The organism is Mesoterricola sp. JemC181, assembly GCF_055384585.1.
Map to the genome: position 1 here is coordinate 2979320 of NZ_AP045076.1, position 13798 is coordinate 2993117.

Sequence of the window (13798 nt, forward strand, 5' to 3'; positions counted from 1 at the left end):
TTCCAACACGCCTGATGATCGCACTGGTCTGCATGGGCGGATCCATCCTGCCCGCCGAGACCCCGGCCAAGGATGCCGCCAAACCTGCCCCCAAGGACGGCGCGTTCAAGCTCGGGGAGGTCACGGTGGTCGTCACCGACAAGCAGGAGGCCCTGGAGACGGTCAACACCCGCCTGGACGCCGAGCAGATCCGCGCGCTCAACCTCGACACCGTGGGCGCGGCCCTCACGGCCCTGCCCGGGGTGAACCTCACCGTCAATTCGCGCAACGAGCAGATGCTCTACGTGCGCGGCAACGATTCGCGCCAGGTGCCCGTGTTCGTGGACGGGATCCCCGTGTACGTGCCCTACGACGGCGAGATGGACTACGGCCGGTTCACCACCTTCGATCTCGCCGAGATCCAGGTGGCCAAGGGCTACAGCTCGATCCTGTACGGGCCCAACACCCTGGGCGGCGCCATCAACATGGTGACCCGGCGGCCCACCCGGGCCCTCGAAGGCGACGTGGCGGCGGGGGTCGCGGAGGGCGGCGGGCAGCGCGCGGCCTTCAATGCGGGCACGCGCCAGGCGTCGTACTACCTGCAGGCCGGCGCCTCCTACCTCAGCAGCGACCACTGGCGCCTTCCCTCCGGCTTCGCGCCCACGGTGCGCGAGGACGGCGGCTGGCGGGACAATTCCTTCACCCGCGACAAGAAGGCCTCCCTGAAAGCGGGCTGGACCCCCAACGCCACGGACGAGTACGTGGTGGCCTACCAGAACCAGCAGGGCCGCAAGGGGAATCCGGTGGGCACCAACCCGCAGATCACGGCGAACTACTGGCAGTGGCCCACCTGGAACAAGGAGAGCGCCTCGCTGTCGACCCGCACGGCCCTGGGCGCGCAGAGCGACCTCAAGCTGCGGGCCTACTACGACACCTACGAGAACACCATCGTCGGCTACACCGACGCCACCTACACGACCATCAACACCACCGGCAACCTGAAGCCCACGGGCAGGAGCTTCTACCGCGACTTCACCCACGGCGCCCTGGCGGAATTCCAGACCACCCTCGTCCCTTCCCACAGCCTCCGGGCGGTGCTGCAGACGAAGACCGACGTCCACCGGGACGGCACCGGAGCCATCGCGTCCACGGCGGGGTGGACGCACTTCGAGGACCACTACCTGTCCGCCGGGCTCGAGGACAGCGTCTCCCTGGCCCCGGCCTGGGACCTGTCCCTGGGCGCGGGGTGGGACCAGCTTCGTCCCGTGGCCTCGGGCAACTGGACCCGGCCGCAGCCCCGGGCCTACTGGCACGGCCAGGCCGGACTGTTCTGGAGGGCCGCGCCCTCCCTGCAGGTCTACGCCACCGTGGCCCAGAAGGAGCACTTCCCCACCCTCAAGGACCGCTACTCGCTGCGCCTGGGCACCTACATCGACAACCCGGGCCTGGCCCCGGAGCGCTCCCTCAACCTGGAGACCGGCGCCAAGCTGGCCCTGGGAACCCGGTTCCAGCTGGAGGCGGCCCTCTTCTCAAGCACGATCCGGGATCTCATCCAGGGCATGCCGGTGCCCGGAGGGATGATGCAGATGCAGAACATCGGGGAAGTGCGGCACACGGGCGGCGAGGTCTCGGCGGCCTTCAAGCCCTCGGAGGCCTTCCAGGCGGGCCTCGGGTACACCTACCTGGACCGGAGGAACGTCACCTACCCCGCCGTCAAGCTCACGGGCACCCCCAGGAACCGCCTGTCGGGCTTCGTGAAGGCGCAGGTCCTGCCGTCCCTCCACGTCCTGGCCTCCGTGCAGAGCCAGGACGCCCTGTGGGACAGCTACGCCAACCTCGCCAAGCAGTCCGTGACCGCCCGGCTGGGCGGCTTCACCACCGCCAACCTGAGCCTGGGCTGGAAGCCCGTGGCCGCCGTGCAGCTGGACGCGGGCTTCACCAATGTCCTCGACCGCGCCTACCAGCTCTCCACCGGCTACCCGCTGCCCGGGCGCATGTGGTTCGCCAATGTCCGCTACCACTTCTGAACCGGGAGGTTCCATGTTCAAGCCCCTCATCCCCCTGCTCTGCGCCGCCCTCGGCGCCGCCGCCCCCCACCCCGTCCAGGTCCGGGGCTGCGTGCCCAGGGAGGGCCTCCTCCGCGCCGCCGCGACCCGGAACCTGCCCCGGTACCGGCGCCTGGTGAAGCTCGCCCACGCGGACGGCTCCTACCGCTGCTCCCTGGAGATCGACGGCTGGTCCCTGCGGGACGTCCTGGCGTCCTTCAAGCCCGCCAAGAGCACCGACGACGGCTTCGACCGCCCCCTGGACACCTTCATCGTGGTCACGGGCCGGGACGGACGGAAGGCCCTCTTCGCCTGGAGCGAGCTCTTCCTGGCGGGCGACGGCGGCCCCCTCCTCGCCGAGAAGGCCCGGTTCATCCTGCCCCACCACCACGACCCCCTGGGCCGGAGCGCGGTGGATCCCATCGCCCTCCAGCCCCCCGCGGCCCGGGATGCCCTCAAGCTGGAAAGCTGCGCCTCCTGCCACGGCCAGGGCAGGCTCCTGGGCCTGTCCATGCCCAAGGGGCTCTGCCTGGTGTTCCCCCAGGACGGCTTCGGCGGCCGGTTCGTGGAGGACGTGGCCGAGGTGGAGATCCGCCAGGTGGGCATTCCCGTCGTGGCCGACAAGGCCGGCGGAAAGAAGGCGCTGGTGGACGCGCCCGAGCTGGTGGGCCCGGACGGCGCCCGGGTGCGCCTGGACCGGGAGCGCTTCCAGGCGGCCGCCAGCGCCCGGTACCGGGACGCGGCCTTCGGGGAGGGCATGGGCTACCACGGCCTGCGCGTCTCGACCGGGGCCGACCTGGGCTCCCTCCTGAAGCCGCTCCTCCCGGCCGGCACGGATCCCCGCTCCACCTGCGTCCTGGTCACCGCCGCGGACGGCTACCGCTCCGTCTACTCCGGCACCGAGGTCTTCGACGGGCGCGGTGCCCTCCTGGCCGACCGGATCAACGGCGAGGCCCTGGGGGCCGGATCGGGGCGCTACCACGTGGTGCCCCGGGGGGACTTCTACATCGACCGGGACGTGCGCATCGTGAAGGAGATCCGGATCATCACCGCCTTCCGGTGAAGACAGGGCCTTGGATCGGCTGCGCCTGAAGGCCTCAGAACGTGATCCTCGCCCCCACCACCACGTTCCTCGGGGCCTGGTACTGGTAGGGCGAATCCGCCACCGGCGCGGCGCTCCAGAGGTTGTTCGACTCCGAAAGGCCCGTGGCTCCCTGACGGTCCAGGATGTTGAAGATGTCCGCGTAGACCTCGCCCTTGACCTGGCCGAACAGCTTGCGGCTGTAGCTGACCCGCACGTCCAGCTGGTAGAACCGGGGCGTCCAGTGGATCTGGCGAGAGCTGTCCACCTGGTCCACGGCGGGCGCGGCCTCGAGCCCGCCGCCCGAGATGCCCCGGGCATAGGCGAAACCCGAGTAGGAGAGGAAGTTCGCCCCCACGACCAGGCCGCTGTCCCAGTGGTAGGCTCCGTAGGCCTTGAAGGCCCAGGAGATTGAACCGGCAAGCCGCCCGTTCATGTATGGCAGGCGCTCGTCCCACTGCGCGTTGTCGCCCTGCCGTCCGGCATCGCCCGAGCTGTAGCTGTTGCCCGTGGCGTTGACGAAGCTGAGCGTCGCGAAACCGGACCAGTTGTCCACCGCCTTGCGGTTCAGGGTGAGCTCGAGGCTGCGGTACTTGCGCTCCGCGCCGGGGAGGTTGGCCAGCATGTAGTTCAGGGCGCCGGCCTTGGCCCGGGCGACGTTCTGGGCGCCGGAGTAGCCGCCCCCGGCAAAGGTGGAGGGATCGAGGGCGAGGTTGCGGTAGAGGTCGATGGCGTGCTGCTGGGCGGCGCTGGGGCTGGCGCCGATGCCGAACACGCTCCGGGCCTCCGATTCCAGGGCCGCCTTGTCCGTGAACAGCGTGATGTCGAAGTCCTCGATGATGTCGTAGTCCCGGCGCCAGGTGGCCGCCACGTCCGCGCTCCAGGCCTCGCCCAGCTCCTGGCTGAAGCCCACGCGCAGCTCGTCGGTCTTGGGCAACTTGAAGTTGTCCGCAAACACGGCGTCCAGGGTCTTCTTGCCGCCCCGGGCGTTGAAGGTCAGCCACTGGTTCTGGATGAAGGCCTGCTCCAGGGTCACCGAACTGGTGAGGCTCCCCGTGAACCGCACCATATCCAGCTTGATGGGGTCCACGTAGCGGCCGGCATAGCCGTAGGCCTTCGTGCGCCCGTCGCCCCGCACGTCCCAGGTGAGGCCGATGCGGGGGGCCACGTTGTAGCCCGTGTGGAAAAGCCTGGTCCCGTCATCGGCCACATAGGTGTAGTCGTCGAAGCGCACGCCGGGGCTGAAGGTGAAGTCGCCGATCTGCCACTGGTCCTGGATGTAGAAGCCCTTCTTGTCCATCTTCGGCTTGCTGGGGTTCAGGGACTCCACGACGTTGCGGTAGCTGGCGTACCCGCCGCTGGGGTTGGCGCTGTTGAAGACGTAGGCGTTGAGGTCCGTGCTGAGGAAGGCGCCGCCCGCGCCGGTGGGGGCGAACCCCGCGGCCTTCAGGGAGGCCACCAGGGCCGGGTTGGCGTTGATGGCGGAGACGATCTTGCTCTTGAAGCTGTTGACGTTGCCACCGTAGGCGGCGGTGCCGCCCCAGGTCACGGGATTGATGTAGCTTTCGTAGGAAACGCCCTGGGCGATGCCCGTGGAGCGGTTGAGGGATTCCTCTCCCACCTGGTAGCCCGCCTTGAAGGTGTGGCTGCCCGCGGCCTTGAAGAGCCAGGTCAGGTCGGCCCTGAATTCCGTGCGCTCGTCCTCCCGGATGTCCTGGGAGGCGCTGTTGCCCAGGTTTTTCTGGGTTCCCGTGATGGGGGTGGCGGAGAGGAGGGTGTTCAGGGGGCCCAGGTCGGAGTACAGGGCCACGGTGCTGTTCTCCTCCTTGTTGCGGGAGGCCCGCAGGTCCAGGACCACGTTCTCGAACTGGTGGGAGTAGGTGATCAGGTAGCGGGTGCCGCCCTGCTGGGACTGGTCTCCCCGGTTCGTCCGGGTGTTGGGGTTGGACAGGTTGTCGAACTTCAGGGGATCCCGGTTGAAACTTGCGCTGGCCTGGTCATGATCGGCGATCTGCCAGGTGACCTTGGCGAAGAATTTCGAGGCGTCGGCCAGGGTCCCGGTGCGGCTTTCGCCCGCGAAAAGGGCGTTGCTGGCCGGGGGATGGACCTCCACCGTGTCGGTGATCTTCTGGGCGTCCACGACGAACCAGAGACGGTCCTTGACGAGGGGACCCAGGACCCAGGCGTTCAGGTCCTTGGTGGTCCGCTTGCTCACGTCGAAGCGCCCGGGCGCGGGCTTGTTCTGCAGGGAGGGGGAGCGGTACTGCACGCTGAGCCCGCCCGAGAATTCGTTGCCGCCGCTGCGGGTGACCACGTTCGAGAACAGGCCGGCCCGGGCGGTGTACTCCGCGGTGATCCCGCCCGTCTTGATGTCCTGCACCTGGATCAGCTCGGGGGGCAGCTGGGTCCGGCCGGTGCCCGTCTCGGGGTTCGTGACGTCCACCCCGTCGATGAGATAGGTGTTGTTGCGGGCCCCGTTGGCGCCCCCGGAGGCGCTGCCTCCGCTAGTCCGGTTGAGCCCGAAGATCAGGCCGGGGTTGGCCGAACTCCCGGTGGAATTGGTGGGCAGGCCCAGGACGCCCGGGGCCAGGGCGATGGTGGAGAGCTGATCCCGGCCCACCGGCAGCTCGGTGAGGTCGGCCTGGGTGAACTGGGTGCCCGTGGTGACGGTGGTGACGTCCAGCCGGTGGATGGTGTCCGAGACGACGACCGTTGCGCCCGCCGTCTCGGGCAGGACCACATCGGCGCTGGTCGTCTGGTCGACTTTCACCAGCACGCCTTTGAGGCCGCCCGCCTGAAGCCCGGCCGCTTCCACCTGGACGCTGAACCCGCCGGGGCTGAGCCGGATGAAGCGCACCTGCCCCCGGGCGTCGGTCGTGAGGCGGCGGGCGCCGCCGATCTGGGTGGGGCTGGAGGCCACGACCGTTGCGCCCGCCACCGGCGCGCCCTTGGAATTCAGGACCCGGATGGCGAGGGTTCCCTCGCCAGCCAGCGCGGCCGGCAGGATGGCACCGGCGGAGAGGATCAGCAGGGCGACCCGGCTGCGGGAGGAGAGGGGAAGCGGCATCGGGGCCTCCTGTCGTGCTTGTTGATAAGAAAAGGCGGAATAGTAAGAAATGTAAGAATTGAACAATAACAATACTTCATCTCGCCCGTCAAGGGTCTCATTCGGGGTCCGCCGGGTTTCCCCGGGTGTGGAGATTCCGGTTATCTGCGCCCCGGCGAAAGCTCTGCGCCCCGGCGTCCGGCTTTCCTTCAGGAGAATCCGGGCGAATGGGCAATGGACCATCCTGCCGGATTCCCAAGGAAAAGGCATGAACGCTGGGGGGCCGGGAACGCATTGCGAAGGAATGACGTGTCTGAAGTCAGAACGGGATGCGGCTCCCGCTGAAGGCAGCGTTTAGGGAGCCTTGCTTATGGATCCTTCATCGTGCTACCGGCCTCGCCTGGGCGATCGGGTTCACTTCCCCAGGATCCGCTCCAGGGTCCGCTCCAGCTTCTCGCCGTGCAGGTCGCCGCCGGTGGCGATGACCCGCCCGTCCGGCCCGACGAGCACGGGCTTGGGGATGCTGCGCACGCCGTAGGCCTCGCTGATGGGGTTCTTGAACCCCTGGGGCAGGAAGGCGTGGCTCCAGGGCATGGAGGTGGCGGGGTTGGCCCGGTAGGGGGCGATGTGCTCCACCTTCCGGTCGAAGGAGAGGCTCAGGATGTTCAGGCCCTTGTCCTTGAAGCGGCCGTAGGCCTTCATCATGAAGGGCATGCCGGCGCGGCAGTCGGGGCACCAGGTGGCCCAGAAGTCGATGAGCACGAACTTGCCCTTGAAGGTGTCCAGGGTGATGGGCAGGCCTTCCAGGGAGGTCGCGCTGAAGGCCGGAGCCTGGACGCCCACGGCGGTCTTGAGCTCGGCGGTGAGCCGGTCCTGGGCCTTGAGGGCCTCGGCGGAGCCGGGGAAGTCCTTCTGCAGGGCCTCGAAGGACGGCTTCCAGTCGGCCTCGGTACCCGTGTCCACCATCTCGGTGAAGTGCTCGAAGAGGAGGCTCCGGCGGGTGGGGCCGTCGGGCTGGTGGGCCCGGGCTTCGGCGAGGTAGGCGGCGGAGGCCTTGGGGGCCCAGGTCCCCAGGGCGGGCAGGAGGCCCTTGTCCAGCGCCCACGCGGGAGCGGTGGCGGGAACCTCCTTGAGGGTCAAGGCGACCTGTTCGGCGGAGGGCGTCTGGCGGGCCAGGCGCAGATAGTAAAGCTGGGCCACCAGGAGGGCCTGGCGCGCGGGGGCCTGGGTCTCGGTGGCCAGCCGGGCGGAGATTCCGGCCAGTTCCCGGGTCACGTCGGCCTTGAAATCGATGGAGTTCCGCCCGGCCTCGATGTGGGCGGCCCGGGCCTTCGCCACGGCCTGGCCCTTGGCCGCCGCCGCCTGGAGGACCGCGGCCGCTTCGGCGCTTTCGCCGGGTGCCGTCGCGGCCAGGACCGGCACGCAGAGGCCAAGCATGAGGAAGGTGCGGGCGGAGAAGGTCATGGGGGCTCCAGGGGGATCACCGGGTCATTGTATAGCTTATCCATGGATAAACTAAACTATAAATTATTAACCACAGTGCAGGTGCAGGTTGACCAGATCCTTGAGCGAATCCGCGTGCCCGAAGATCTTCTCGCTCATGTTGAGGTCGTCGAAGGCCTTGAGGTTGCGGATCTGGGAGTCGATGAGGCCGGCGGGGAAGACGCCGCCGTCCTCGTAGCGGGCGCGGTCGCGGGCCAGGCAGTCCGCGGACTCGAAGCAGGAGGCGGGCAGCTGCTTGAGGCCCTCCACCTTGGTGGCGTCGGCGCGCACGTAGAGTTCCTGGGCCACCTTCAGGGCGTCGGGATGCTCCAGGCCGAAGCGGCCGGCCACGGCCATGCCGGCCAGGAGGTGGTGGGCATTGGCGCTGCCGTCGGGGCTGCGCAGTTCGACGGTCTGGTTGTTCTCGAAGGCGCGCACGCCGTTGGCGGGCTCCTGGGGATTGGCCTTGAGGAGCATGCGGTCGCCCACGCCCTGCCAGCCCAGGGGCACGCGCACGAGCACCGAGCGGTTGCGGTCGCCCCAGCAGATGCTGGTGGGGGCCTCCTGGTGGGGCACCAGGCGCAGGAAGGAGGTGGGCACGGTGTTGCCGAAGGCGGTGAGCGACTCGGCGCTCATGAGGTAGCCGGCGATGACCTTGCGGGCGGTCTCGGTGAGGCCCGCGTCGTCGGCCATCATGTTCCGGCCGTCCTTCATGAAGCGGGTGTGGATGTGCAGGCCGCTGCCGGCCTGGCCCGCGATGATCTTGGGGGCGAAGCTCACCTCCAGGTTGTGCTTGTAGGCCACTTCCCGGATGGCCCACTTGGCCATGACGATCTGGTCAGCGGCCTGCTCGATGGGCACGGGGAGGAACTCGATCTCGTGCTGCACCATCTCGGTGCCGTTGGAGATGATGTTGCCCACCTCGGCGTGGCCGTACTTGATGTTGCCGCCCATCTCGCTGATGACCTGCATGGCCTCCCGGCGCACCAGGCCCCACTTGGAGAAGGGATGGGACTCGTGGTAGCCCTTCTGCTCCACGATGGGGTAGATGGAGTCGATCTCGGAGAACAGGTAGTACTCCAGCTCGCCCAGCGCCTCCATGGTCAGGCCGGTGCGCTCCTTCAGCGTGCGCTGGGCCTTCTGGAGGATGTACTCGGGGGCGCTCTCCAGGGGGTCCCCGTGGTTGTCGAAGAAGCTGCAGAGCACGTCGATGGTGGGCACTTCGGTGAAGGGGTTCACGTAGGCGGTGCGGAAGCGGGGCACCACGTAGAGGTCGCTGGAATCCGCGGACACGAAGGGGAAGAGGCTGGAGCCGTCCACCCGCTCGCCCATGCAGAGCACCTTCTCCAGGTGGGCCTTGCTGTTGATGACGAAGTTCAGCTTCTTCAGCCGCCCGTCCCCCGCCACGTAGCGGAAGTTCAGCATGCGGATGTCGTTCTGCTCGATGAAGCGGACGATGTCCTGCTTGGTGAAATCCTCGGCGGGCTTCTGGAGCGCCTTGACGATCTTGTTGGGGTTCAGGGCGAGCTGGTCGTTCATGTCCGTGAGCCTTGAGGAAGTTGGCAGGATTGCCGGGCCGGAAATGCCAGGATAGGCCAGTAAACGATTGGCCGCGCGGCAGTTCCTGTGACACCCATCACAGCGCCGGATCGGCCTTGCACTATTTAGAGCATATGCCCACAATAATTACCAAGGAGCCCCACCATGCGCATCGCCATCCCCTCCAGCTTCCCCGGCGGCCTCGAGGCCGGCGTGCACGGCCACTTCGGGCATTGCGACCTCTACACGCTGGTGGACGTGGAGGGCGCCACCGTCACCCGGGTGGCCACGGTGCCCCCCGTGCCCCACGAACAGGGCGGCTGCCTCGCGGCCGTGGCCCACCTCGCGGAGCAGGGCGTGACCTCCCTCATCGCCGGCGGCCTGGGCAGGCGGCCCCTCATGGGCTTCAACCAGGCGGGCATCGAGGTGTACCGGGGCACCGGGGCGCCCACGGTCGGCGCGGCGGTCAAGGCCCTTCTCGAGGGCGGCCTGGAGGTCTTCTCCGGCGAATTCACCTGCGGCGGCGGCCACCACCACTAGAACGCACCCGCCTTGCTTTCCCCGGCGAACCTCGGCCCCTCGGCCACCTCGGTGAGGAAAGAAGGAAACAGACCTTAGAGGGTGTTTTAGAAATAGAAGGCCCCGCGATGATGGCACCGTGCCCGGCAAATCAAGGAAGGCGAGGAAAACCGATGCGGGACATCGGTCGACGAGCCTGACGCAGAGTTGGCGGGCACGCTGCCATCACCCGGAGGGCGGTGCCCAGAAGCGCGCTTATCGTGTGCAATACCCTTGAATGGATACCCAATCCATCCTGCGGGCATTGCGCACGATAATCGCGCTTCTGGACACCGTCGCGGGGCCTTCTATTTCTAAAACACCCTCTAGACTGGAGGCAGCAGGAGGCTCCATGCCCGAACCCGCCTTCCAGGACTACTACCCCGAGAACGTCTCCCACTGCTACGGCTGCGGCAGCCTCAACGCCCTGGGCCTGCGCATCCGCACCCGCTGGGAGGGCGAGGAGTCCGTCACCCGGTTCACGCCCCGGCCCGAGCACACGGCGGTTCCGGGGTTCGTGTACGGGGGCCTCCTGGCCTCCCTCGTGGACTGCCACGCCACGGGCACGGCGGCTGCCGCCATGTACCGGCAGGAGGGCCGCGCCATGGACACGCTGCCGGCCTACCGCTTCGTCACCGCCTCCCTGCACGTGGACTACGTCGCGCCCACGCCCCTGGGGGTGGAGCTGGAGATCCGCGGGAAGGTCAAGCGCATCGAGGGACGCAAGGTGGTGGTGGAGGCCACGGTGTCGGCGCTGGGGAAGGTCACGGCGCGGGGCGAGGTGGTGGCGGCGCAGATGCGGGAGGGGTTCGGACAGTTCTGACCAGGATGGGATGGGAGGCGACATGACGGGCACCGGACATTTCGATCAGGCGGCCAAGGACTGGGATCTCGAGGACCGGCGCGTGGTCATGGCCCGGGCCGTGGCGGCGGCGATCCGGGCGCGGGTCCCCCTTTCGGCCGCGGATTCGGTGCTCGACTTCGGGTGCGGCACGGGGCTCGTGACGCTGGAGCTGGCGCCGCTGGCGGGGTCGATCACGGGGGCCGACACCTCCCCGGGCATGCTCGGGGCGCTGGCGGAGAAGGCCCCGGTGGCCCAGATCCTGCTGGATCCCGAAGGGGACACCGACCTGGGCGGGCCCTACAGCCTCATCGTCAGCAGCATGACCCTGCACCACATCCCCGACGTCCCGGAGCTCTTCCGGAGGTTCGCGCGGCACCTGCGGGAAGGGGGTCGCGTGGCCCTGGCGGACCTGGACACGGAGGACGGGAGCTTCCACGGCGGGGCCGGCGGGGTGTTCCACCTGGGGTTCGCGCGGGAACGGGTGGAGGCCTGGCTTGGCGAGGCGGGATTCCGGGACGTGCGGGTGGAGACCGCGTGCACCACCACCAAGGAGGGGCGGGACTACTCCGTCTTCCTGGCCCTGGGAACGAAGGGCTGAAGCGCCCCCGGGCGCGTCCCCCTCCGGAAGGGCAAAGGGCGACCGTTCAGCCCCCGAATACGACCGTTCGGGAAAATTCCAAGGGCGGAAACGCGACCAGTCCTAGGCTTGGGGCATCATTTGCCCGCCGCCGGCGGATTTCCCGATGGAATTTCCTACCATGGCCCACCCGACCGCCCCCACGTCCCCCTTCGACCCGGACCTCGTCTGCCAGGCGCCTCCCGGGCCGTTCCGCCCCGGCCCACAGTGGGGCCTGGAGGAGGCCAGGTCCTGTCCGCCGGGCTCCGAGTGGCTCGACGTCAGGATCCACGTCGGCCCCGAGGACGCGGACTCCATCCTTTCCGAACTGCTTGCGACCCTCCGGGGCATCACGGTCCAGGCCTGGGACCGGTGGTTCTTCGTGCGGGGAACGGACTCCGGGCCCCACCTCCGCCTGCGCTTCCACGGCGTGCCCTCCCAGCTGGGCGGGAACCTGCTGCCCCTGATCCGCCGCATCCTGGCCCCCCACCTGAGGTCCGGCACCTGCTGGAAGCTCCAGGTGGACACGTACGAAAGGGAGATCGAGCGGTTCGGCGGCCTCGAGGGCATGCTCCTCGCCGAGGCCTGGTTCGAGCAGGACAGCGAGCGGGTCCTGGACCTGCTGCGGGCGTGCGGGAGGGAGGCGGGCGCGGGCCTGCGGTGGCAGCAGGCCTTCCGCGGCCTCGACACGCTCCTTTCGCACCTGGGCCTGAGCCTCGCGGGCAAGCTGAGGGTGGTGGACGCCATGAGGGACGGCCTCTGCCCCGACGTCGACGGCGGGCCGCGCCTCCACCTGGGAGAGCGGTACCAGGCCCTGCGCAGGGACCTGGAGGCCTGGATTCCGGGCCCGGGCCAGCGCTCCCCGGCCATCCTGCCGGACCCCCGCCTCCACCGCCAGCGCACCTGCCTGAACCGCCTGGCCGGGGCGTCCGTGGAGGGCAGGCTCTCGCAGCCCCTGGAGGAGCTGGCCTCCAGCCTGGCGCACCTGCTGGTGAACCGCTACATCCGCGCGTCCCACGGCGCCCACGAACGGGTCCTGTCGGACTTCCTGGGGCGGGTCTACCGTTCCCAGCTCGCCCGGGTCGGCCTCTCGCGGGATAAGATGGTGGGCTAGGAAAGGAACCCCACATGCCCGAATCCGAAGCCCTGAAGACCTGGGAGGCCCTCACGGCCGTCCGCGCCCAGGCCCCCGTCGTGCACAACATCACCAACTACGTCGTCATGAACACCACGGCCAACGCCCTGCTGGCGCTGGGCGCCTCGCCGGTGATGGCCCACGCCGAGGAGGAGATGGAGGACATGGTGGGCATCTCCTCCGCCCTGGTGCTCAACATCGGGACCCTCAGCCGCGACTGGGTCAAGGCGATGTTCCTGGCCGCGGAATGCGCCACGAGGCGCGGCATCCCCATCGTGCTGGACCCCGTGGGCGCAGGCGCCACGCGGTACCGCACCACGACCGTCCGCGAGCTCCTGGCGGCCTTCCGGCCCGCCATCATCCGGGGCAACGCCTCCGAGATCATGGCCATCTGCGGCGCCGGCGCGGGCACCAAGGGCGTGGACAGCCTGGACGCGTCCCAGGACGCGGTCGCCGCGGCCCGGGCCCTCTTCGAGGCGCACGGTTCGGCGGTGTGCGTGAGCGGCGCCACGGACTTCATCGTCGGGGCCCGGACCGTGCGCATCCACAGCGGCCATCCCCTCATGACCCGCGTCACGGGCCTGGGCTGCACGGCTTCGGCCCTGTGCGGCGCCTTCGCCGCCGTGACTCCCGACCCGGTCCTGGCCGCCGCCCAGGCCATGGCGGTCATGGGCGTCTGCGGGGAGATCGCCGCCGCCAAGGCCGACGGCCCCGGCACCCTCCAGCTGCATTTCCTGGACGCCCTGCACCGCCTCACCGAGGCCGACCTCAAGGGGCGCCTGCGTTCGGACGTCGCGTGAACGGCGTCCACCTCGTCACCGACCGCGGCCTCTGCCGCGGCCGGTCCCTGGAGGCCATCGTCCTGGCCGCGGTGCGGGGCGGCGCCGCCAGCGTCCAGCTGCGGGAGAAGGACCTGGCCACCCGCCCCTTCGTGGAAGAGGCGGTCCGCCTCAAGGCCCTGCTCGCGCCCTGGAAGGTTCCGCTCATCATCAACGACCGCGTGGACGTGGCCCTGGCCGCCGGGGCCGACGGGGTCCACGTGGGCCAGCAGGACATGCCCTGCGCCCTGGTGCGCCGCCTCATGCCCGGGGCCCTCATCGGCCTCTCCGTGGAGACCTGGGAGGACGTGGAGCGCGCCCAGGACGAACCCGTGGACTACCTCGGCGTGAGCCCGGTCTTCGCGACGCCCACGAAGACCGATACCCTCGGCGCCTGGGGCCTGGAGGGACTGGCGCGCATCCGGGCCTTCTCCCGCCATCCCCTGGTGGCCATCGGGGGCGTGAACCTGGAGACCATCGCCGCCGTGGCGAAGGCCGGCGCCCACGGGGCGGCGGTGGTGTCGGCAATCTGCTCGGCGGAGGAACCGGAACAGGCCTGCCGGGAGCTTCTCAGGAGATTCACCAACTGATCCATAGCTTTCTCGGCGAGCATTCCTTGCCACGTGCCGGATGCTGTTTACTGGGACGTCCTTGA

General features: G+C 69.1%; 11 protein-coding genes. 8 read left to right on the top strand and 3 right to left on the bottom strand.

Annotation, left to right across the window (positions count from 1 at the left end):
- Nucleotides 1-14: 14 nt before the first annotated feature.
- Nucleotides 15-2006 carry a TonB-dependent receptor plug domain-containing protein gene (locus tag ACZ5MC_RS13040; protein WP_464515984.1) on the top strand — a complete coding sequence of 664 codons (1992 nt, stop codon included), beginning with the start codon at nt 15-17 and terminating at the stop codon, nt 2004-2006.
- A gap of 13 nt (nt 2007-2019) precedes the next feature.
- Nucleotides 2020-3087 carry a hypothetical protein gene (locus tag ACZ5MC_RS13045; protein ID WP_464515985.1) on the top strand — a complete coding sequence of 356 codons (1068 nt, stop codon included), beginning with the start codon at nt 2020-2022 and terminating at the stop codon, nt 3085-3087.
- Nucleotides 3088-3121: 34 nt separating this feature from the next.
- Here the strand turns inward: ACZ5MC_RS13045 and ACZ5MC_RS13050 are convergent, their stop codons facing one another.
- From ACZ5MC_RS13050 to ACZ5MC_RS13060, 3 genes are all read right to left on the bottom strand, one after another.
- Complete coding sequence (locus ACZ5MC_RS13050) at nt 3122-6172, bottom strand: carboxypeptidase regulatory-like domain-containing protein (protein WP_464515986.1); 3051 nt, start codon at nt 6170-6172, stop codon at nt 3122-3124.
- Nucleotides 6173-6565: 393 nt separating this feature from the next.
- Nucleotides 6566-7615, bottom strand: a complete 1050-nt coding sequence (locus ACZ5MC_RS13055) for a TlpA family protein disulfide reductase (RefSeq protein WP_464515987.1) — start codon at nt 7613-7615, stop codon at nt 6566-6568.
- 66 nt (nt 7616-7681) lie between these two features.
- Complete coding sequence (locus ACZ5MC_RS13060) at nt 7682-9172, bottom strand: glutamine synthetase family protein (RefSeq protein ID WP_464515988.1); 1491 nt, start codon at nt 9170-9172, stop codon at nt 7682-7684.
- A 165-nt stretch (nt 9173-9337) separates the two neighbouring features.
- Between ACZ5MC_RS13060 and ACZ5MC_RS13065 the strand changes: the two genes are divergently transcribed.
- The 6 genes from ACZ5MC_RS13065 to thiE all read left to right on the top strand — a co-directional run bounded on the left by ACZ5MC_RS13065 (nt 9338) and on the right by thiE (nt 13733).
- A complete protein-coding gene (locus ACZ5MC_RS13065; protein WP_464515989.1) occupies nt 9338-9712 on the top strand; it encodes a NifB/NifX family molybdenum-iron cluster-binding protein in 375 nt (124 codons plus the stop codon).
- A gap of 370 nt (nt 9713-10082) precedes the next feature.
- Entirely contained in the window at nt 10083-10553 is a 471-nt protein-coding gene (locus ACZ5MC_RS13070) for a PaaI family thioesterase (protein WP_464515990.1), read from the top strand.
- Nucleotides 10554-10575: 22 nt separating this feature from the next.
- Nucleotides 10576-11172 (top strand): class I SAM-dependent DNA methyltransferase, encoded by a 597-nt coding sequence (locus ACZ5MC_RS13075; protein WP_306600940.1) that lies wholly within the window; start codon nt 10576-10578, stop codon nt 11170-11172.
- 160 nt (nt 11173-11332) lie between these two features.
- The gene (locus ACZ5MC_RS13080; protein WP_306600941.1) at nt 11333-12304 is read left to right on the top strand and encodes a thiopeptide-type bacteriocin biosynthesis protein; all 972 of its coding nucleotides are present in this window, start codon (nt 11333-11335) and stop codon (nt 12302-12304) included.
- 14 nt (nt 12305-12318) lie between these two features.
- Complete coding sequence (gene thiM, locus ACZ5MC_RS13085) at nt 12319-13125, top strand: hydroxyethylthiazole kinase (protein WP_306600942.1); 807 nt, start codon at nt 12319-12321, stop codon at nt 13123-13125.
- Nucleotides 13122-13733: a thiamine phosphate synthase gene (thiE, locus tag ACZ5MC_RS13090; RefSeq protein ID WP_306600943.1), complete on the top strand. Its 612-nt coding sequence runs from the start codon at nt 13122-13124 to the stop codon at nt 13731-13733. Before thiM ends, thiE begins: the two co-directional genes overlap by 4 nt.
- Nucleotides 13734-13798 lie beyond the last annotated feature (65 nt).